The sequence below is a fragment of the Staphylococcus lugdunensis genome (genome assembly GCF_002901705.1).
Classification (GTDB): Bacteria; Bacillota; Bacilli; order Staphylococcales; family Staphylococcaceae; genus Staphylococcus; species Staphylococcus lugdunensis.
Genome location: NZ_PPPV01000012.1, coordinates 823,574 through 843,704 on the forward strand (window position 1 = coordinate 823,574; position 20,131 = coordinate 843,704).

The 20,131-nt window shown below is 33.2% G+C and carries 20 protein-coding genes; 7 read left to right on the forward strand and 13 right to left on the reverse strand.

What is annotated here, in order from left to right:
- Window positions 1-34: 34 nt before the first annotated feature.
- Window positions 35-541, reverse strand: a complete 507-nt coding sequence (locus tag CD041_RS04645) for a YjcG family protein (RefSeq protein WP_002478410.1) — start codon at window positions 539-541, stop codon at window positions 35-37.
- Window positions 542-878: 337 nt separating this feature from the next.
- Here CD041_RS04645 and CD041_RS04650 point away from each other — a divergent pair, with 337 nt between their 5' ends.
- On the forward strand, window positions 879-1,298 hold the full coding sequence (locus tag CD041_RS04650) for a MerR family transcriptional regulator (RefSeq protein ID WP_002478411.1): 420 nt from the start codon (window positions 879-881) through the stop codon (window positions 1,296-1,298).
- A 3-nt stretch (window positions 1,299-1,301) separates the two neighbouring features.
- Window positions 1,302-2,039, forward strand: coding sequence for an SDR family oxidoreductase (locus CD041_RS04655; RefSeq protein WP_080606605.1), 738 nt, complete (start codon window positions 1,302-1,304; stop codon window positions 2,037-2,039).
- Between the two features lie 311 nt (window positions 2,040-2,350).
- Here CD041_RS04655 and CD041_RS04660 read toward each other — a convergent pair whose 3' ends face one another.
- On the reverse strand, window positions 2,351-3,091 hold the full coding sequence (locus CD041_RS04660; protein ID WP_070647940.1) for an esterase family protein: 741 nt from the start codon (window positions 3,089-3,091) through the stop codon (window positions 2,351-2,353).
- Between the two features lie 220 nt (window positions 3,092-3,311).
- Here CD041_RS04660 and cozEa point away from each other — a divergent pair, with 220 nt between their 5' ends.
- On the forward strand, window positions 3,312-4,397 hold the full coding sequence (gene cozEa, locus CD041_RS04665) for a lipoteichoic acid biosynthesis protein CozEa (RefSeq protein ID WP_002459499.1): 1,086 nt from the start codon (window positions 3,312-3,314) through the stop codon (window positions 4,395-4,397).
- 319 nt (window positions 4,398-4,716) lie between these two features.
- On the opposite strand, the gene fabI is transcribed toward cozEa, so the two are convergent.
- From fabI to CD041_RS04700, 7 genes are all read right to left on the reverse strand, one after another.
- Window positions 4,717-5,487, reverse strand: coding sequence for an enoyl-ACP reductase FabI (gene fabI / locus CD041_RS04670; RefSeq protein ID WP_070647939.1), 771 nt, complete (start codon window positions 5,485-5,487; stop codon window positions 4,717-4,719).
- Window positions 5,488-5,774: 287 nt separating this feature from the next.
- Window positions 5,775-7,619 carry a monovalent cation:proton antiporter family protein gene (locus CD041_RS04675; RefSeq protein WP_070647938.1) on the reverse strand — a complete coding sequence of 615 codons (1,845 nt, stop codon included), beginning with the start codon at window positions 7,617-7,619 and terminating at the stop codon, window positions 5,775-5,777.
- Between the two features lie 10 nt (window positions 7,620-7,629).
- Entirely contained in the window at window positions 7,630-9,015 is a 1,386-nt protein-coding gene (mgtE, locus tag CD041_RS04680; RefSeq protein ID WP_070647937.1) for a magnesium transporter, read from the reverse strand.
- Window positions 9,016-9,040: 25 nt separating this feature from the next.
- Window positions 9,041-9,895, reverse strand: a complete 855-nt coding sequence (locus CD041_RS04685; protein WP_070647936.1) for an RluA family pseudouridine synthase — start codon at window positions 9,893-9,895, stop codon at window positions 9,041-9,043.
- Window positions 9,892-10,701: an NAD kinase gene (locus CD041_RS04690; protein WP_002478415.1), complete on the reverse strand. Its 810-nt coding sequence runs from the start codon at window positions 10,699-10,701 to the stop codon at window positions 9,892-9,894. The genes CD041_RS04685 and CD041_RS04690 overlap by 4 nt, the downstream gene beginning before the upstream one ends.
- A gap of 14 nt (window positions 10,702-10,715) precedes the next feature.
- Window positions 10,716-11,351 (reverse strand): GTP diphosphokinase, encoded by a 636-nt coding sequence (yjbM, locus tag CD041_RS04695; protein WP_002478416.1) that lies wholly within the window; start codon window positions 11,349-11,351, stop codon window positions 10,716-10,718.
- 16 nt (window positions 11,352-11,367) lie between these two features.
- Complete coding sequence (locus CD041_RS04700; RefSeq protein WP_002459506.1) at window positions 11,368-11,715, reverse strand: UPF0738 family protein; 348 nt, start codon at window positions 11,713-11,715, stop codon at window positions 11,368-11,370.
- Window positions 11,716-11,908: 193 nt separating this feature from the next.
- On the opposite strand from CD041_RS04700, the gene CD041_RS04705 reads away from it, so the two are divergent.
- From CD041_RS04705 to yjbH, 3 genes are all read left to right on the forward strand, one after another.
- Window positions 11,909-12,481 carry a CYTH domain-containing protein gene (locus tag CD041_RS04705; RefSeq protein WP_002478417.1) on the forward strand — a complete coding sequence of 191 codons (573 nt, stop codon included), beginning with the start codon at window positions 11,909-11,911 and terminating at the stop codon, window positions 12,479-12,481.
- A gap of 99 nt (window positions 12,482-12,580) precedes the next feature.
- On the forward strand, window positions 12,581-12,946 hold the full coding sequence (locus CD041_RS04710; protein WP_002459508.1) for a truncated hemoglobin YjbI: 366 nt from the start codon (window positions 12,581-12,583) through the stop codon (window positions 12,944-12,946).
- 22 nt (window positions 12,947-12,968) lie between these two features.
- On the forward strand, window positions 12,969-13,766 hold the full coding sequence (yjbH, locus tag CD041_RS04715; protein WP_002459509.1) for a protease adaptor protein YjbH: 798 nt from the start codon (window positions 12,969-12,971) through the stop codon (window positions 13,764-13,766).
- A gap of 646 nt (window positions 13,767-14,412) precedes the next feature.
- On the opposite strand, the gene pepF is transcribed toward yjbH, so the two are convergent.
- From pepF to spxA, 4 genes are all read right to left on the reverse strand, one after another.
- Window positions 14,413-16,221, reverse strand: coding sequence for an oligoendopeptidase F (pepF, locus tag CD041_RS04720; protein ID WP_002478419.1), 1,809 nt, complete (start codon window positions 16,219-16,221; stop codon window positions 14,413-14,415).
- Window positions 16,222-16,272: 51 nt separating this feature from the next.
- Window positions 16,273-17,193: a competence protein CoiA gene (locus CD041_RS04725; RefSeq protein WP_225306495.1), complete on the reverse strand. Its 921-nt coding sequence runs from the start codon at window positions 17,191-17,193 to the stop codon at window positions 16,273-16,275.
- Between the two features lie 151 nt (window positions 17,194-17,344).
- Window positions 17,345-18,076, reverse strand: coding sequence for an adaptor protein MecA (mecA, locus tag CD041_RS04730; protein ID WP_070647935.1), 732 nt, complete (start codon window positions 18,074-18,076; stop codon window positions 17,345-17,347).
- 220 nt (window positions 18,077-18,296) lie between these two features.
- Entirely contained in the window at window positions 18,297-18,692 is a 396-nt protein-coding gene (gene spxA, locus CD041_RS04735; RefSeq protein WP_002459514.1) for a transcriptional regulator SpxA, read from the reverse strand.
- A gap of 287 nt (window positions 18,693-18,979) precedes the next feature.
- Between spxA and trpS the strand changes: the two genes are divergently transcribed.
- Window positions 18,980-19,969 (forward strand): tryptophan--tRNA ligase, encoded by a 990-nt coding sequence (gene trpS / locus CD041_RS04740; protein ID WP_002459515.1) that lies wholly within the window; start codon window positions 18,980-18,982, stop codon window positions 19,967-19,969.
- Window positions 19,970-20,131 lie beyond the last annotated feature (162 nt).

A 20,131-nucleotide genomic window follows, 5' to 3' on the forward strand; every position in this document is an offset into this window, starting at 1 on the left:
CTGTGCATCATACAGTATCTTTTATTCATATTGTTTAAAATTGAAATGTATCAATAACATTCCACTTATCTTCTTGATTGTCATATTCTAAGAGTGATAATGCTTCAATAACTTCTTTATGGTCTACCCCTGCTAATTTAACTTGTCCATAAATATCTTCAAACTCTTGGCTTGATAAACCTTGAGCGATAGTAAAGTGTGGGACAAATGCATGTTCAGCTATACCATAAAAAGCATCTGTATTAAATTGTTTAAATAATTTTTCTAATTCATCTGTTTTCGCAACTTTAAAGTAGATAACATTATTAGTTGGCTTAAAACTTGATGCTTTTGTCACATGTACATCAATAGGTGCAATATCACTAATTCTAGCTTTAATATCTTGTTTAACTGAATCTAATTCCGTTTCATTAATATGAAATTGCGCCTTGATTGTGATATGAGGTTTAATTTGAGCGTAATGAGTATCATAACGTTTACGGTATGCGTTCACCTCATCTTGAAATGATTTTGATGGAATCAATGCTAATCCTAAAATCATTGTTACCCCTCCTTTGTTTTACATAGCTCTATTATATCAAAATCACATGAAAACCGTTACTTAAAAATAAATAATTAATTATTTTTGACTAATAATATTATTAAGTCTGGGACATAATTATATTTTGAGCTTTGATCTCTGTATTGGCAGTAGTTAACTGTATTAAAAATACGATTATATCAAGCTTTTTCACCTTAGTCACTCTTGCCGCTGAGCGAGACAGAATTCATAATGATTTCGTAGTCCCTCTACCACCTTTATAATTTCATTATACTTAAAGCTTGACTTAGAGTTACTCTAAGGGTTTATGGTTAAGATATGTTGGAAAGGAGATTCAATGAAGACAATCAAAGAAGTATCTAATGAGACTGGACTTTCACCACACACTATACGTTTTTACGAAAAAGAAGGTTTAATTAATATACCTAGAAATAAGCAAGGTATTCGTATTTTTAATGAAATAACTATGGATACGCTTATGGCGATTGCACATTATCGAAATGTTGGTATGTCATTACAAGATATCAAACAAATTATGAAAGAATTTCACAATCATCAATTATCAACTCAACTTTTGAATAACACTTTAACTAAATTGGATACACAAATTAATGAACTTATATCTACTCGTGAATATCTAGTCAAAAAGATACAAATCCATCAACATTTAGCAGAACTACAAAAAAATGGTTATACAGAAAAAGCACGCTATGAGGCTTATGTAGCCCTAAGGAAAGATGAAAAAGGAGACGATTAACATATGTCAAAAGTAATTGTAATCACAGGAGCAAGTAGTGGTATAGGAGAAGCAACTGCCAAAATGTTAGCTAAAGCTGGTAATATTTTAGTAATTGCTGCGCGACGTAAGGAACGTTTGGTTCAATTAGTTAATGATATTAGAAATGATGGTGGTCAAGCCATCTATGTTACTGCAGATGTATCAAAACTAGAAGAAAGTAAAAAAGTAGCTCAAGTGACATTAGAAAACTATAAAAAAATTGATGTATGGATTAATAATGCAGGACTAATGCCATTGTCTGAATTTTCAAAAGGTTTGGTTGAAGAATGGAATCAAATGATTGATGTTAACTTAAAAGGAACTTTATATGGTATAGATGCTGCCTTACCTACTATGCGTAAGCAACAATCAGGTCATATTATCAATATTGCTTCATTATCTGCACACCAATCTGGCGCAACAACAGGTGTATATTCAGCTACTAAGTTTGGTGTATGGGCAGCAAGTGAAGCATTACGACAAGAGGAAGCAAGCGTACAATCAAATATACGTGTAACTGTTATTTCACCTGGAGCTGTACAAACTGAATTACCACAACAGGGTAGTGATCAAGAAATTAAAGACAATCTTAAAGACTTCTACTCAAATCTAGCTATTCCACCTGAACAAGTTGCACGTACGATTCAATTTGCAATTGATACACCTGTGGAAACTTCAATTAATGAAATCATCATCCGTCCGACGGCACAAGCTTTATAAAACTTTAAAAATAAGCTTAAATGCACAATAAAAATTATTTCATTATATGAATTATTTTTATTGGCATGAATCTAGCTATTTAGAGCTTAAAACATAATTACGTTTTAAGCTCTAAACTATATATGAATAGACTGTATTAAAAATATGCTTATATCAAGCTTTTCCACCTTAGTCACTCTTGCCGCGGAGCGAGGCAGAATTCTAATAAATTCGTAGTCCCGCTACCTTTCTTGTAACAAACTGCTTTTTGATCAACAATCGTGTTGCCTGTGATACGCCCCATTGGTAATCTATGCATATTATAAATCTTCTTATTCTTCGACCTTTAAGAAATATTTCAAAATATCCTCTAACATTGGTTTCCAGGATTTCCAATTATGTCCGCCATCAAATTCCACATATTCGTGTGACATACCATAACGCTTTATTAGTGCCGACAATTCTCGATTTGGTGTTAGAAAATTGGCTGGCGCTCCTGTCGTTGGTAACTTGAAATCTTCCTCTTCCAATCCAATTGCTTGCCATAACGTCAACTGATCACGTTGTTGACATGCTTCAAAGCGTGCTCTAATTGAGTCATCATACATCGGACTTAACATGGCAACTTGACTAAATATTGTCGGATAAGTAAGCCCAATCATTAATGCAATACTTCCGGCTAAGCTATCTCCTATTAATAATCGCGCGTTACCCACTTTATATGTTGGGAATGTTTGATCTATAAACGGTAACAACTCTTTACCTACAGCTTGAATCGTCTGTGAACTGCGTTGACCTTGTGGATGAAACTCAGCACGTCGCTTATCTACATCTTCATAGTTAAAGCCTACGATTATGGCTGGATGGATTTGTTCATTTTGTCTTAAGCGTTCATAGTCTCTTTGAATACGACCAAATCTAAGAAAATCGAGCCCATCAAAGCAAATGATTACTTGGTATTTTGATAAATTAGTATATGTTTCGGGTAAATATATAGATAACGTAATATCTCTTTGTAATATAACACTATGTAAAATATGTTTATTAATTTTACCTGGCTTAAAATCTAACATTTGGACTGGCCCCCTAGTTATCGTATTCATATTGTAACAAGAGATTTTCACTTTTAAAATAAGATTTGAAAAATACAGTAATGATAAGTTCATTTAAAAAATATCTTGGCTTCAACTTGAATTGTTTATTTGTGTTTATATTTAAAATAACTTTTGTCGTTACAAGTTTTGATATATACTTAAATATATTGAATGATGAAATTTAGGAGGACTTAAGCATATGCTTAATAAAGTGTGGTTTAGAACGGGTGTTGCATTATTAATTCTGTTCTTACTGATAAAATTAATTATGGAGGTACATAGCGTATTCACACCAATTGCTACCATCATTGGTTCAGTGTTTCTTCCATTTATACTAAGTGGTTTTCTATTTTATATTTGTTTACCATTTCAAACATTATTGGAAAAATTTGGCTTCCCTAGATGGGCAAGTATTACAACAATTTTTATTGCTTTGATTGCAATTGTTGCAGTTGTTGTTGCATTTATCGCACCTATCATCATTTCAAATGTTAATAGCTTAATTCATGCTATTCCAACTATTCAAAATGACGTTGAAAGAATTATTAATTTCTCACTAAAACAAATGGATAAATTACCTAGTGATGTGACTACTCGTATTAATAATACTGTGAAGTCTTTAGGAGATGGCGTATCTGATGTATTAGCCAACTCTTTAAGTTATATTACTTCATTTATTTCTACTATCTTCTTGTTGGTTATGGTACCGTTCTTCTTAATTTATATGTTAAAAGATCATGAAAAGTTTATTCCAGCTGTGGCTAAATTTTTCAAAGGAGAGCGTAAAGTTTTTGCTGTAGGTTTATTACAGGATTTAAACTTTACATTAAAATCATACATCCAAGGACAGGTTACCGTTAGTGTTATCCTAGGAATCATCTTATATATCGGTTATACAATTATCGGATTACCATACACACCTTTACTCGTATTATTTGCTGGTGTTGCTAACTTAATTCCTTTCTTAGGCCCATGGTTGTCATTCGCACCAGCTGGCATTTTAGGAATTATCGATAGCCCTACAACATTTATCTGGGTTTGTATAGTCACATTAATTGCACAACAACTTGAAGGTAATGTCATTACACCAAATGTAATGGGTAAATCGTTAAGCATTCACCCATTAACAATTATCGTCGTTATTTTAGCAGCTGGCGATTTAGGTGGATTTACACTCATACTTATCGCAGTTCCATTATACGCAGTGTTGAAAACAGTCGCGAGCAACATCTTTAAGTACCGCACTCGTATTATGGATAAAGCCAATAGTGACGTTAAAGATTAATAAGAGCAGTGTAATGTTTTCAAACTAAAGAAGAAACTGGACAATCATTCCTAGAAAAATAGCCAGTAAATGGGTTGTATTTAAACTCATTTACTGGCTTATTTAAAACATTTTATATTGTTGGTTTGCTTTCTTAAGAAACAGCTTTCTTTTGCTACCCCAACTCGCTTTGTTTGTTGGCTTTCATTTCAAACATCTCTTTGTTGAGGCCCACCCCAACTTCCTGAGCTTGTGGAATTTCTTATCGAAATTCTTTTTGTTGGGGCCCCGTGTCTTACCATATATTTATGGTATGCAAACGGTGTTCAATAAAATATCATTATTTAATCGCGTGGAATCCACTATCTACATGAATATTTTCACCTGTCACACCACTAGATAAGTCACTAAGTAAATATGCTGCTGTCTTACCGACTTCTTCTTGATCTACATTACGACGTAAAGGTGCGCGTTCCTCAATCTCTTTCAAAATTGTATTGAAACCACCTACGCCTTTAGCACTAAGTGTGCGAATTGGGCCAGCAGAAATCGCATTTACACGGATGTTATCTTGCCCAAGGTCTAGCGCTAAATACTTAACATTCGCTTCTAAACTTGCTTTAGCTACACCCATCACATTATAATTTTGAACGGCAAATTCGCCACCAAGATATGTTGTTGCCACAATACTACCGCCATGAGGCATAATTTTTTTAGCTTCATGCGCTACAAGTGTTAATGAATATGAACTGATATCTTGAGCTAATAAGAAACCTTCACGTGATGTTTCAGAGAAGCGACCACGTAAATCTTCGATATTTGCAAAGGCAATTGAATGATAAACGCCATCAATATTGCCTACTTCTTCACCAATTTTAGCAAAACCTTTAATAACATCTTCGTCTTTTTGCACATCAATTTGATACAATTTTGGATCATTTTGATTTAATTGTTCCAATAATTTTTCTAATTCTTTACGGCTGCGTTCTTTACGGTATGTAAATACCAACTTTGCGCCTAACTTATCTAATACTTTAGCTACGCCAAACCCAATACTGCGTTTATTTGCAATACCCATAATGACAAACGTTTTATTTTCAAGATTTAACATTTAAACTATCTCCTTGTTTCGTTTTTTATATACATAACTCTCTCTTCTATGCATCATACAACATTTTAACACTATTTCTAGTGTCTAATAAAGTGTTTTAATGCCCTCGATACTTGTGGTGTAACATGTATGTTCCTGAGCCTGAGACATCATTATGTTTTAAGCTAAAACTAAATATTGGCAGTAGTTGACTGGATTGAAAATACATTGATACCACGTTTTTTCAATCCTAGTCAACCTTGCCGGGCCGGGACTACAAATTCACATTGAGTAACATTTTCACTCCCTTAATAATAAAATTCTAACTCGCCTTTAAGTTCATCTACATATTCCTTAGACCCTGTTACAATTAAACGATCTTTATAACGCAACTGTGTATCACCATGTGGCACGATAGACTCATTATTTCTAATTATGCGTACAAAGATAACATCGCCACCAAATGGGAAATTACGCAATTCTAGATTTTCATATTTATGATTTAACATCTCAATTTCATATAAAGATGTTTCCACATTGCTTAGTAAATTAAGCATATTGGGTGTTTCAATAAGTCCTTTAAGAAAAATTTTATTGCTTAAAAAGTTGCTGAATATTTCTATGCCAGAATTTTTCATTCCCACGTCATCAGTCATTGTCTCTAAACGACAAATCACTCGATTAACACCGTGTTCTTCTGCCATCATCGCAACACGACGATTGATCTCATCATCATTGGTTGCACATACGACAATATCATTATCAAATAAACCTAATCGAGTTAATATCGCCTCGTCATAATCATTGATTTCTAGTACAGTAATACTATCAGCCAAATGACGATGATCACTTAAATCTTTTCTAAAATATAAAGACACATTGTAAAGCTGTGATGTTAGATTTTGTGCAATTGGTATGGTTAGTTGATTTTTCCCAATGAGCGCCACTTCAATACGTCGATTAACTTCATCTGGAATTGGGAATAATTTTTTAAAAACAACAGGTACAAAGACACAAGTAATCACGGCACTGAGGATTAAAATACCAGATGTCTCTGACGATATCGTTTTTAGCTGTTCTGCTATCTTCGCCGCCGCAATAACTAATGACAATGTTGAAGTGAGTAAAAATGCTGACGCAATGGTTGTTTTCGTATCAAACCATCGTCGAATAAATAATACTGGTAAGAGTTTTGATATTAAAAATGCACCTATCAATACCGGTATAATAATCAATAAAGCGGGTTCCTTAATAAGTGATGGTATGTCTAAATCTACACCAACCATAATAAAAAATATCGGTATAAAAAAGCCATAACCAAATGAATCTAATTTTTGCACAAGCTCCTCATCGGGTTTAAGTAATGAAACTACGACACCAGCTAAAAACGCACCTAAAATGTATTCAGCACCCACGCCTTCAGCCAATGCTACTAATAAAATAATTAATGCAAAAATCGCACGGATTCCAATTTGTGTTGTACCTGACATTAATTTTTGTAAAAAGGACATATGTTTGAACAGAATACCAATAATATAAAAAATAGCGGTAAAAACAACTAAAATCGCTGATAACCATATCGAACCGCCACCTTGACCATTTAATGCACCGTATACTGTCAATAACACCATAGTAAACAAGTCTGCTAATACTGCTACTAATAAAATAAACTGTCCAATCGTCGTGCGCATAATATTCATTTCCTTTAGCGTTGGCACGACAACACCTAAAGAAATTGTCGAAATAATAATAATCATCAATAGCACATCATCAACTAAACCTAGCCATTTAAAAGCATAAGCTAAAACAATAGAAATAATCATAATAAAGATAAAAACAGTTAACGCCATATTTAAATGGCTAGGCACATTTTTATCCTCTTGACTTTGCCCCTGACGATTGCGTGTGTCTTTTTTAAAGGCTGAAAAATCAATCTCAAGACCACTTAAAAACATTAAAAAGATAAAGCCAAGCGTTGATAAAATATTGAGCATGCTATCCTTTTCAACTAAATTTAGAAAAGAATTCCCAATAATCACTCCCATTAAAATTTCTGCTACAACAACAGGTAAAAAACTAATATTTAAACGATTTACTAATATCGGCGTAAAAAATGCCGCTACGACAACAATTACAAGTGAGAAAAACTCCATATGCGCCCCCCTAAGTTAAATATGACATAAATGATGTTGCTAATCCGAAATAAATTAACATACTAACAATGTCATTAATTGTAGTAATAAACGGACCGCTTGCTACTGCAGGATCGATGTTTATTTTAATCATTAATAATGGAATCATGGAACCTACTAAAGTACCAACCGTCATAGCTATAGTTAAACTTGCTGCAACAATTAAAGCTAAAAACGGCTGTTTGAAAACAACAACGATAATTAGAAATAAGATGATAGCGCAAACCGAACCAGATAACATGCCACTCCCCGCTTCACGTAATGCAACTCTAAACTTACTTTGTTCATCAATCTCTCCTGTCGAAATATTCCGAACTGAAACGGCTAGTGATTGAGTGCCTGAATTTCCTGACATCCCGCTGATAATTGGAATAAATGCTGCTAATAAAGCAACTTTAGATAAAGTATCTTCAAAATTGCCTAAAATGGTAGCTGTTATCATACCTAAAAATGTTAAAATAATGAGCCAAGGTAAACGTTTTGCTGCTGTTTTTACAATTGAATCATTCGTTGAATCAATGTCAGAAACACCGGCCAAACGAGAATAGTCTTCACTAGCTTCTTCATCCATAACATCTAAAATATCGTCAATAGTTATGATCCCAAGCAGATGGTCCTGATAATCAACAACTGGTAACGCAATAAAATCATAGTCTCTCATTTTTTGTGCAACATGCTCTTGGTCGTCTGCAACGTTCACACTAATTACACGCTCACTCATAATGTCCTCTATATAAGCATCATTTTCAGAAACAATTAAGTCACGTAATGATAGAACACCAACCAATTGTCCTTCTACATTCGTTGCGAAAATAACATAGATGGTCTCTGCATCAGGAGCTTGTGATTTGACAAGCATCAATGCTTCTTTAACTGGTGTTTCAGCCTCTAATGATATATATTCCGTCGTCATAATCCCGCCGGCTGTATCTTCTTCATAATGCAGTAATGCCTTAATCTCATTGGCATCGTCTTTATTCATCAATGTCAGCAAACTTGCTACTTTGGGTTTTGATAACTCATTTAATATATCTACCGCGTTATCGTAGGACATTTCTTCTAAAACTTTACTTGCATATTGTGCATTCATTGTGTCGAATAATTGCTCATAATCCTCATCATCTATTTCTAATTGATCGAAAAATCCAGCAACTTCTTGAGGTGATAACAATTGAAATATTTTATGTCTAATAACATTATCGCTATCCTCAAAATACTCGCTTTGCTCATATGAATGCATTGCGAGAAATTCTTTTCTAAAATCATCAATATCATTGTTATTTAATAATTCATCTAGTAGTGATTGGTTATATACCGCATGTTGATTATTGTCCGCTTTCTCTATCTCCAAAGACAATTGGAACACCTCCATTACTGGTTTATTATAGCATGTTATACAGGCATATTAGTTGTTTATAATCAATAGTTATTGATATCGTTTTATGCAAAATAGGATGCTTAAATTGTAATGCCGTACATTGCAAACAATGGTTGTGAATCATATCATGATTTCCACCATATAACGCATCTCCTATCAAAGGATGTCCAATGTATTGAAAATGTACACGGATTTGATGTGTGCGTCCTGTATGTAATGTAACTTCACATAAACTAACGTTTTGTTTGCTATTAAGCGTTCGATAAGTTGATTTAGCATACTTACCAGTGGATGAAACTTGCCGCGTAATAATACTATCATTTGCACGGGCTATAGGCGCTTCTATAATTCCTTCTGGCTGAGTTGCGCCATGACACAGTGCTATATAACGCTTGTTTATTTTGATATGTGACAAGAGATGATGAATGTGACCATGTTTAGCTAATAACACTAAACCTGTGGTATTACGATCCAGTCTTGTCACAATATGTGGTGTAAAATCATTATCATTCTCGTGACAATAAGCTATCACTTGTTCAATTAAACTTTCATGTGGATGCTCCCTCGATGGTGCACAATTTTGTAAACTCGGTTTACATACGATTAATAGATAATCATCTTCGTAAACAATATCAAGTGGATGGTGAAAGGCTTGTAAATTAGCACTTGGAATTTCAGTAGGCAAAATAATCGTGAGCTTATCTCCCGGTTGCAATTGATAACGCACTGTGACCGGCTCATGATTAACAAGTAAAGCGCCATTTTGTTTAATGGCGCTTGTCGTTTTCTTGGAAAAACCTTGTTGTTGTAAAAATGACTTTAGTACATCAGGTGATTTGATTGCATAAGTGAATCTCATCGTTCGTCATCACTTTCAATAAAGGAATCATGGACACGTTTCCAAAATGGGAAAGGTCTAAAACGAGCAAACCTTACTTTTTCATTGGCAACTCTATATTGAATACCGCTGACATTTTTATGTTTAATGCTGACATGATCAATGGTTGTACGAATTGTATCATGGTTTACAGGTGTGATATAACATGTATGGTGCTTAGGCAAGACAAGTGGTGAACCGACCGTACGGAATACTCTATTATTGATTGAGGCAATTTCAGCAATTTGAATTGCTTCAAGGGAAGGATGAATTAATGCCCCTCCCAACGCCTTATTATAAGCAGTAGACCCAGATGGTGTAGAGATACACAAACCATCTCCTCTAAAGCGTTCAAAATGTTTACCACGAATATTAACATCAACAACCAGTGTAGAGCCATTATCCGTTTTCATCGTTGCTTCATTCAATGCCAAGTAACGCGTCTCATAACCATTATCATTATAGCGTACAATCATTTCTAATAATGGGTATTCAATGACTTGAAACTCAGAATTATTAATTTCTATAATTAATTTTTCCACTTCATGAGGTAACCAATCAGCATAAAATCCTAAGTGACCAGTGTGCACCCCTACAAAAGCGACTTGGGAAAGCATATGACTGTATTGATGAAATGCTTGAAGTAAAGTACCATCTCCACCAACAGATATAACTATTTCTGGATTCTCATCATTCTGTGTCATGTGAAAGTCCTTCATATGACTAATCATTTTATGCTTTAATGCATTCGACTTCGAGTCACCTTTGGATAGAATCGTATAACGCATTACTTTACACCTCATTAATTATTATCATGTTTTTTAGCTCGTTTTTGTGAATAATATTTTTGTGCTTCTTGTATTTCTTCTTTAATTTCAGACATTTCTTCATCAAGTAAATAAGCCGCTTCAGCAGCACGTTCTAATCGGTGCTGTATCTCATCTGGATAATCGCCATCATATTTATAACGTAATGTGTGTTCGATCGTAGCCCAGAAATTCATCGCTAAAGTACGAATTTGAATTTCAGCTAAAATCTTTTTCTGACCATCTAATGTCTCAATTGGATATTCGATAATTACATGATACGAACGATAGCCACTTTGTTTTGTATTATTAATATAGTCACGCTCTTCAATCACTCTAAAATCCTGTCTTTGTCGTAACATCTTAACAACAACATCAATATCATCTACAAATTGACACATCATTCTTAATCCAGCGATATCATACATTTCCTGTTGCAAGCGATCAAAGGGTATACCTCTCTTATTCGCTTTATCGATTATACTAGTAATTGGCTTAACACGGCCGGTGACAAATTCAATGGGCGATGCATGTTCTCCAACTTCATATTGCTTACGTAATCCTTTAAGTTTTACTTTTAATTCATCTACAGCTTGCTTATAAGGTGTTAAAAATTGATCCCATTGATTCATATTACTTCACTCCGCTTCACTCTAGTTCAAAAGTTTTTTCTACTGCTGCTACAAACTCCTTACCATAATTATTATTGCCAACGATATTATCTAGTATAAAATCGAATTCTTCCTGAAAATGTTCTAATTTCAAATCATCATTTACAATAATGGTTTTATCTCTATTTTCATGCAACATTGACCATGTTTCTTCTACAAAAATGAGGTATGAATAGGACTGTCCATCATCTAATATGTAAGCAAATCCATAATTATCACTATCTACAAGCATTTGTCCTACTTCTTCCAAACCATCTGTTGGGTCATCTGAGTAGCAATAAATGCCATCATCTTTAACTTTAATTTCATTTACATAAATACGCATGCCTGTTCCTCCTTATTTTCGTTACTATTTTAACATAAATCTCATACATAACACATGTTTCAAACTAGTACTTGCAAAAGAAACCACAGTGGTTTAATAATATCCCAGCGCACACGTTTACTTTAACTTTTTGATGAATTACTGCATAATATTAATGTTATTATCACAGCATGTGTTAAAGGAGTGTCAATCCATGTCAACAAATCACGAAATTGAATTTAAACAGTTATTAACTGCTTCACAATATGATGATATCCGTCAAAAGTATTTTCAAAATGTTATGCCTTTTTCACAAACAAATTTTTATATAGATACTAGCGATTTTAAACTGAAAGCTAACCATAGTGCTTTGCGCATCCGTGTCAAAGATGACAGCTATGAACTTACTTTAAAAGTACCTGCAACTGTTGGATTAACAGAATATAATCATTCCACCAATCTTATACCTGAAATTGGTAAAACTTTGACATTACAACAATTTCCTGAAGATATTCAACATCAATTGATGCAATTCGATATAACTGATGATGAATTAAACATTTTAGGTTCCCTAACAACACATCGCATGGAAGTATACTTTAAACATCAACTTCTTGTTCTTGACCATAGTGAATACTTGGGAACTGAAGACTATGAACTTGAATTTGAGGTTAATGATTACGAACAAGGCAAGCAAATCTTTCTAAATTTTCTTCAAGAATGTGGAATTGACTATGTTAAACCTAAGAACAAAGTACAGCGATTCTTCGATTACAAAGCACAATGATTATATAAATATTAAAGCGTTGTACTGGAAGGCGAAATACTTTTAAATGTAAAAATTCATGTTATATTAGATATATAATTACAAGAAATAGGTGATTACATGACATCAACACCTTACGACATTATAGGTCAAGAAGCGCTATACAAGATGATAGATCATTTTTATACTCTCGTAGAACAAGACGACAGAATTAATCACTTATTTCCTGGAGATTTTCAAGAAACAAGTCGAAAGCAAAAGCAATTCTTAACGCAATTTCTGGGTGGTCCTAATTTATACACAGCTGAACATGGACATCCAATGCTTAAGAAGCGACACTTAAGATTTAAAATTACAACATATGAACGTGACGCATGGTTGGAAAATATGTATATAGCAATCCAAGCCGCACAATTTCCAGCCGGTGTTGGTGAATACTTATATGAGCGACTTCGCTTAACTGCGAACCATATGGTAAATGCTTAACTAGACATTGAAGGTGAAAAACATGGCTGAAGAATTAAAATTAATGCACAATGAGAGTCGTGAAGATGCAAATCTGTCACCTGTAAGCAAAATTGAAATCTATTCATTTTTTGACCCATTTGACTCAGATTGCTTTAAATTATCTGCATTGATTTCTAAACTTCGAATTGAATATAATCAATACATTAGAATAAGACATATACTAAATCCTTCATTACGCGTCTTGACCAAATGCCAAGCTCAAAGTACATCAGAGTTTGATAATATTGCTTTAGCTTATAAAGCTGCAGAATTACAAGGTCGGCTCAGAGCTGAACGCTTTATACATTTAATGCAAAATGAGATTGTCCCTAAATGCGATATTATTACAGAAGATATGATTTGTAATTGTATTAAAAATGCTGGGCTTGATTATGAAGTGTTCAAAGAGGATTTACAAACTAGTAAATTAACTGAAAGTCTGAAAGTAGATCTTCATATTGCTAGAGAAATGGAAATTGAACAATCTCCTTCACTTGTATTCTTCAATGAGAACATTCATGAAGAAGGTCTGAAAGTTGAAGGATTATATCCATACCATATATATACGTATATTATTAACGAATTAATGGGCACTCCGATTGAAAAGCAACTTCCACCTAAATTGGAAATATATATCCAGAAAAAACAACTTGTCACGATGGAAGAATTATTAACCATTTATGAATGGCCAGAAAAATTGCTTAATAAAGAATTGAAAAAACTCGTTTTACAACAAAAAATCGAAAAATTATATTATCCTGAAGGACATTTTTGGAAATCTAAAATGCCAAAATTGTAGGAGATTTTATACTTTATCTACACATATATAAAACCACGCATCTAATACTAGTTGATGTGTGGTTTTTGTATTTACTGATAATAATGTTCGGCTTTTTGCCAACAAAGAAATCAATTAACGCCCTGCTACTTTGATAACTCCCATTTCTATACATAAAAATATAATTGTTTTTTAAATACCTTACTGGGGCACGTTTTTGTTGAAATACTTGGGCATTTCTCTTTGTTGGGGCCCTGTTTCCCCAGCTTGCACATTTCTGTTGAATTTCTTACGGAAATTCTTTGTGCTGGGGCCCCGTTCCCCAGCTTGCACATTTCTGTTAAATTTCTTACGGAATTTCTTTGTGCTGGGGCCCTGTTCGTTTTTTGTTTGTGTTTTTGGTTGCTTTGTTTGATTTTTTGTGTCTCGTTTGAATGTTTTGTTTTTGGGTATAAAAAAAACGCCGTGTCTGATTACACGACGCTAAACAAAGGGGATGGGAGAAATTTTTCACTTCAAACAAAGGGGTATGTTTGTTATGTGATTAATTTCATGTTCATAATATAACACGCACAACAAGGTGTTTCAATAAGAAATTCTTGTTTCATTCAATTTGTCACAAACTTGACAAATTGTAAGCGTGACCAATACGAACATTCACCACAGCCTATGCTTTTATTAATTTTTCAAATGCATCTAATTTTTGTTCAAATACTTCACATGCTTGTTCGATTGGTTTTGGTGAAGTCATGTCAACACCGGCATTTTTCAATATTTCAATTGGATAATTTGAACTACCTTTTTTCAAGAATTCATTGATATAGCGTTCTACGGCCGGTTTACCTTCTGTCAATATTTGATGACTTAAACTTTGAGCGGCACTATAACCTGTTGCATATTGATAAACATAATAATTCATATAGAAATGTGGAATTCTAGACCATTCTTTACTGATATCTTCATCTGTTTCCACAGTTTCTCCAAAATATTGTTTATTTAAAGCTGCATATTCTTCGTTCATGCGAGTAGGTGTCAATGGTTCTCCCGCTTCTTCAATTTGATGAATCTTGTGTTCAAATTCTGCAAACATCGTTTGACGGAATAATGTTGCTCTAAAACGTTCTAACTCTTGGTTTAATAATAGTAAACGACGTTCGTCATCAAGATGCTTATCCATATAATCACTTAAAAGCGCTTCATTACATGTAGAAGCAACTTCTGCCACAAATATTGAGTAATCACTCGCATTTGAAGGTTGATTTTGTCGACTAAAATAACTATGAGCTGAATGTCCAAATTCATGAATTAATGTATACAAATCCGATATAGTATCAGACCAGTTTAATAAAATAAACGGATTCGTCAAATGCGCACCTGAAGAGTAGCCACCTGAACGTTTACCTTTATTTTCATATACGTCTACCCAACGATTTTCTAAGCCTTCTTTGACGACATTTAAATATTCTTCGCCCATAGGTTCTAGTGCTTTAAGCATCCATGATTTCGCTTCTTCATAAGGCATTTCAAATTTAATATCTTTTACTAATGGTGTATATAAGTCGTACATTTTCAAGTCATCTAAACCTAGTAATTCTTGACGTAATTTAGTGTATCTGTGTAATAACGGTAAATATTTGTGAACTGTATCCACTAAATTGTCATAGACTTCTTCTGGAATATGATTGTTACTTAATGCACGTTGACGTGCAGATTTATAATGATGCGTTCTTGCATTAAATACATTCTTTTTCACTTCACCAGCTAATGTTGCGCCTAACATATTATTATGAGAACCATATGCTTTATAGACATTTTTATATGCTGATTCACGCAACTTCCGGTCATCTGACTCTAGATATTTAATAAATGTACCTTGTGTTAATGGGTGTGTATTACCATCTTTATCAATTGCATCTTCAAATTCCAAATCTGCATTTGAAAACATACCATAGACATTTGACGGTGTTGATAATGCATCTTGAGCTTCAGTTAATAATTTTTCCGTATCTGCATCTAAAATATGTTCACGCTTTTCATTGATTAATTTTAAATCAAACGCGTATCGCTTTAAATTATCATTTTCATCGATGAACGTTTGAAGTTTAACTTCATCAATTTGTAAAATTTCAGGAATTAAAAAGCTCCAAGCTGAGCTAAACTTAATAATTAATTGATGCGCACGTGACTCGAAACCAGTATATTTATCATTGGCAGTATCTTGGTCCTGTTTTAAATGGGCATAAACATATACTTTTTCAAGTTGACTTCCTAGTTCATCTTCAAAGGCCAAAGCCTCATATAATGTTTGTGCATTATCACCAAGATGTCCTTGATATCGTTGCTCTTCTCCAATTTTATTTTCAACTGATTTAAACGCTTGTTCGAACGCTTCATCACTTTCAAAAATAGTAGTTAAATCCCAAGTATATTGAGGATATTGTTGTTCTTGTTCTTCGCGAGTTAGTTGTTGACTCATTATATATACCTCCTTGTGAATGTGATATTTCTAATTTTCTCACGTTCTAGCTTATTTTGCACGTTTAAACATCGAATCAAATGTTTGTTTATATTGTGTAATTAACATGTTTAAAATATCTTCCTCTGTTGCATTCGAAAAAAGTAAATTCCTAAATTTAACGCTTGATTTAAAGGAATTAAAGTTAATTTTATGTGCTAAATACAACAATAACTGTGCTTGCCATGCGATTGGATGAGAATTGATATAAATTTGATTGGGAAAAATATAACCTAAAAATTGAGTAGCTTGATCATCTGATAGTCGTAATTGATATATTGCACTTAAAGTTGGTTCTAAAACTGAATTTTGTCTTCGACATTGTTGAATATAATATTTTATATGATGATTAGCTAATTTAAAGGAAACTGACGGGCATGGTGATTGTAACTTTAATATATTAAGTGGAGAAGTCTGTGTTTTCCTTGCACTAAAGCGCTTGCCTCCAAGATGTTGAATGTGATGATAACAATAAAATGACTTTTCTCTATCATCCCATTCATAAAGTGTGCGCTGTTCTGGATGGATAAAACTACTTTGAAACTGTGTTAGAGTCAATTGATTTCGGCTAAATTGTAGACCTTGAAGCAACCAAATTACATGCTTTCCTACAGACATTAATCCTTTTGTACGCTGCTTTATGATATTAAATGGAATTGTAGAAAGTTGTAATTCAATAACAAATTTGTCATTTATTAAAAGATCAGGGTATTGCTGAATATCAGTTAAAAAAGGTTCTATTTCTACCTTCTGTCCATGCAAAAGATATGATTGAGCAATGTGATATTTCATTTGATAATGTAATTGTGATTCTCCTTTAGCATGTATACATAAACTGTGGGAACGATGGGCAAAATGTGCCTTGACTTTATAACCTCTCTTTAAAATCACTAACTCCCTACAGCTGGGACAGTAATAATGCTCGGAATTCATTGCGTCTACTGCCTTTATCAGTTGTCTTTTGTTATTAAATGCACTTAACAAATGTCAACACCTCATAAATATTAAACGTACATTATCTTCAAATTACTTCAACAAAAAAACCAAGACACGCTAACGTATCTTGGTAACTTATAACAACTCATTATTCAGCTGTATCTGGAAAATAACGACGTACTTGAGCAGTTACATTGTAACTCATAATAATTTTTCCATAATCATCTAAATATACTTCAGTCTTATCAGTAGGATAAGCATATTCTAATAATTGACTATAAAAATCATTGATGTCTTCTTGTTCAACCTTCTCATCGAAGTGAACTGCATAATAGTAATTAGAATCAAGCATATAAAGCAAGTCTTCATATGAGTCAGTCGCTTGATTATGATGATAAGCATAATCAATCACATGTTCCAAATCATCAAATTTAACAATAATTGTTCTCATATTGGCACGTTGACTTTGGACCGTATCTGATTTATTAGTAGATTTATTATTGGCACGTTGTTCAAACATATCGTCTGCTTTTTGGTCTTTATCTAACGCACTAGCTGCAAGTAATTCATTTAACTGCTGGTCAAATTGATCATTTGCATCATCGTCAGACATGTTCATAGCTTTATCCATGGCTTCATCATTTTTAGATTTTGAAATAAGTACTTCTACACCTTTTTCAAATGCATGCACTTGAATCCACAATGGACCTTCGACCACAAATTCTTCTTCTTGATTAATTTCATCCATCATTGACCAAAAGAATTCTTCTCCGCGTTTACGGTTTGTCCATAAATCTTCACGACTAAAACCTCTAGCCTCAATATCACTATAAGTTATAAACAATTTAACAGTTGTTTCATCTACGCGTTCTATTCTCATATCATCTCACTCCTTACAGTCGATGAATCGTAATCATATTGTATTAAAACGTCTGTAAAAATACAATTGATTTGTTCTGAATGATCAAAGCCTCACTATCGATTCCCTATAATAACACATTCCCTAATTTAAGTACAAAAAACAGCACTACGTCACGCAGCGCTGTTGTACATTTAAAATATCATAATTAACACTTTGATAAGTTAAGACCGTTTAAATATTAATCTACTAAACGTTGAGCTTCTTTCAATTGGAAAGTACGAACTTTTCTTGGTAAGAAACGTCTAATTTCATCTTCGTTATAACCCACTTGTAATCGTTTGTCATCTAAAATAATTGGGCGACGTAACAATCCAGGATTATCTTGAATAATAGAATATAAATCTTGTAATGGTAAAGAATCGATATCTACATTCAATTTTTGGTATGTTTTTGAACGAGTAGAAATAATTTCGTCTGTTCCATCTTCAGTCATTTTTAAAATTTGTTTAATTTCATCAATTGTTAAATGTTCAGAAAAAATATTACGCTCCGTATATGGAATGTCATGTTCTTGTAACCATGCTTTCGCTTTACGGCAAGATGTGCAACTTGGTGAAGTAAATAATGTTACCATACATCTCACTCTCCTATAGAATGAATATTATTCATTGATTTTATAATTTAATGATTAAGATATTGCACTTTTTTATCTCTCTTAATCTTACAATACTTATTATAGACATCTAACATTAAAATTAAATGAGAAAATCCTCATTTTTCTGAGAAATCTTTAAATTCTTTCAATATGCCGAAACGTCTTATAAATCAGGTACGTACATAGTTTAACATAACTTTCATTTTAAAGAAATACTGTTATAATAGTTAAAAACGAAATTATTATTTTAGAAAGTAGGCATACATATGGAAACTTTATTTTCTGGAATCCAACCAAGTGGTATACCAACATTAGGTAACTACATTGGAGCCTTAAAGCAATTTGTAGAAGTTCAAGATGACTATGACTGTTTTTTTTGTATCGTTGATCAACATGCAATAACAGTCCCTCAGGATCGTTTAAAGTTACGTAAACAAATTAAACAATTAGCTGCGATTTACTTAGCTTCAGGTATTGACCCAGACAAATCAACGCTATTCATTCAATCTGAAGTACCTGCACACGTCCAAGCAGGTTGGATGCTAACTACAATTGCATCTGTAGGTGAATTAGAGCGAATGACTCAATACAAAGATAAAGCGCAAAAGCGCACAGATGGTATACCAGCCGGCTTACTAACTTATCCTCCATTGATGGCAGCAGACATTGTTTTATATAATACAAACATTGTTCCTGTTGGTGAAGATCAAAAACAACATATGGAATTAACGCGTAATTTAGTTGAACGATTTAACAGTCGCTATAATGATGTGTTAACTAAACCTGAAATTCGCATGCCTAAAATAGGTGGACGAGTAATGAGTCTTCAAGAACCAACTAAAAAGATGAGCAAAAGTGATGATAATCAAAAAAACTTTATTTCATTATTAGATGAACCTCATATTGCTGCTAAAAAAATCAAAAGTGCAGTTACCGACTCTGATGGAATTATCAAATTTGATCGTGATAATAAACCTGGTATTTCTAATCTTTTATCTATATATTCCAGTCTTACAGATGAATCTATTCAAGATATTGAACAGAAATATGAAGGTGAAGGTTATGGCAAATTAAAATCTGACTTAGCGGAAATTGTCAAAGATTTCCTTACTACTTTCCAAGAAAAATATAATGCATTTTATCAATCTGAAGAACTAGATATTATTTTAGATAAAGGTCGCGATAAAGCACATAAAGCGTCAATGAAAACATTGAAAAAGATGGAAAAAGCTATGGGATTGGGACGTAAACGTTAATAACTAAATATAACGTACCCGCTTCAAAGTATTTGAAAACAATCTTGCCGGAGAGAGACTACGAATTCATAATGAATTCGTAGTCCCTCTCCCTTTTATTTTTCATTAAATAGCCATAACCTTTATCAAATTAACGTGATAAAATTTGATTAATAGTAATTA

What these genes read in the sequence shown, in the direction of transcription:
- CD041_RS04645 (WP_002478410.1), bottom strand. Translation starts at nt 541, where the DNA reads ATGATTTTAGGATTAGCATTGATTCCATCAAAATCATTTCAAGATGAG.
- CD041_RS04725 (WP_225306495.1), bottom strand. Translation starts at nt 17,193, where the DNA reads ATGAATTCCGAGCATTATTACTGTCCCAGCTGTAGGGAGTTAGTGATT.
- CD041_RS04710 (WP_002459508.1), top strand. Translation starts at nt 12,581, where the DNA reads ATGACATCAACACCTTACGACATTATAGGTCAAGAAGCGCTATACAAG.
- pepF (WP_002478419.1), bottom strand. Translation starts at nt 16,221, where the DNA reads ATGAGTCAACAACTAACTCGCGAAGAACAAGAACAACAATATCCTCAA.
- CD041_RS04675 (WP_070647938.1), bottom strand. Translation starts at nt 7,619, where the DNA reads ATGGAGTTTTTCTCACTTGTAATTGTTGTCGTAGCGGCATTTTTTACG.
- spxA (WP_002459514.1), bottom strand. Translation starts at nt 18,692, where the DNA reads ATGGTAACATTATTTACTTCACCAAGTTGCACATCTTGCCGTAAAGCG.
- fabI (WP_070647939.1), bottom strand. Translation starts at nt 5,487, where the DNA reads ATGTTAAATCTTGAAAATAAAACGTTTGTCATTATGGGTATTGCAAAT.
- mecA (WP_070647935.1), bottom strand. Translation starts at nt 18,076, where the DNA reads ATGAGAATAGAACGCGTAGATGAAACAACTGTTAAATTGTTTATAACT.
- CD041_RS04700 (WP_002459506.1), bottom strand. Translation starts at nt 11,715, where the DNA reads ATGCGTATTTATGTAAATGAAATTAAAGTTAAAGATGATGGCATTTAT.
- CD041_RS04690 (WP_002478415.1), bottom strand. Translation starts at nt 10,701, where the DNA reads ATGCGTTATACGATTCTATCCAAAGGTGACTCGAAGTCGAATGCATTA.
- yjbM (WP_002478416.1), bottom strand. Translation starts at nt 11,351, where the DNA reads ATGAATCAATGGGATCAATTTTTAACACCTTATAAGCAAGCTGTAGAT.
- CD041_RS04705 (WP_002478417.1), top strand. Translation starts at nt 11,909, where the DNA reads ATGTCAACAAATCACGAAATTGAATTTAAACAGTTATTAACTGCTTCA.
- cozEa (WP_002459499.1), top strand. Translation starts at nt 3,312, where the DNA reads ATGCTTAATAAAGTGTGGTTTAGAACGGGTGTTGCATTATTAATTCTG.
- CD041_RS04685 (WP_070647936.1), bottom strand. Translation starts at nt 9,895, where the DNA reads ATGAGATTCACTTATGCAATCAAATCACCTGATGTACTAAAGTCATTT.
- CD041_RS04655 (WP_080606605.1), top strand. Translation starts at nt 1,302, where the DNA reads ATGTCAAAAGTAATTGTAATCACAGGAGCAAGTAGTGGTATAGGAGAA.
- trpS (WP_002459515.1), top strand. Translation starts at nt 18,980, where the DNA reads ATGGAAACTTTATTTTCTGGAATCCAACCAAGTGGTATACCAACATTA.
- yjbH (WP_002459509.1), top strand. Translation starts at nt 12,969, where the DNA reads ATGGCTGAAGAATTAAAATTAATGCACAATGAGAGTCGTGAAGATGCA.
- CD041_RS04660 (WP_070647940.1), bottom strand. Translation starts at nt 3,091, where the DNA reads ATGTTAGATTTTAAGCCAGGTAAAATTAATAAACATATTTTACATAGT.
- CD041_RS04650 (WP_002478411.1), top strand. Translation starts at nt 879, where the DNA reads ATGAAGACAATCAAAGAAGTATCTAATGAGACTGGACTTTCACCACAC.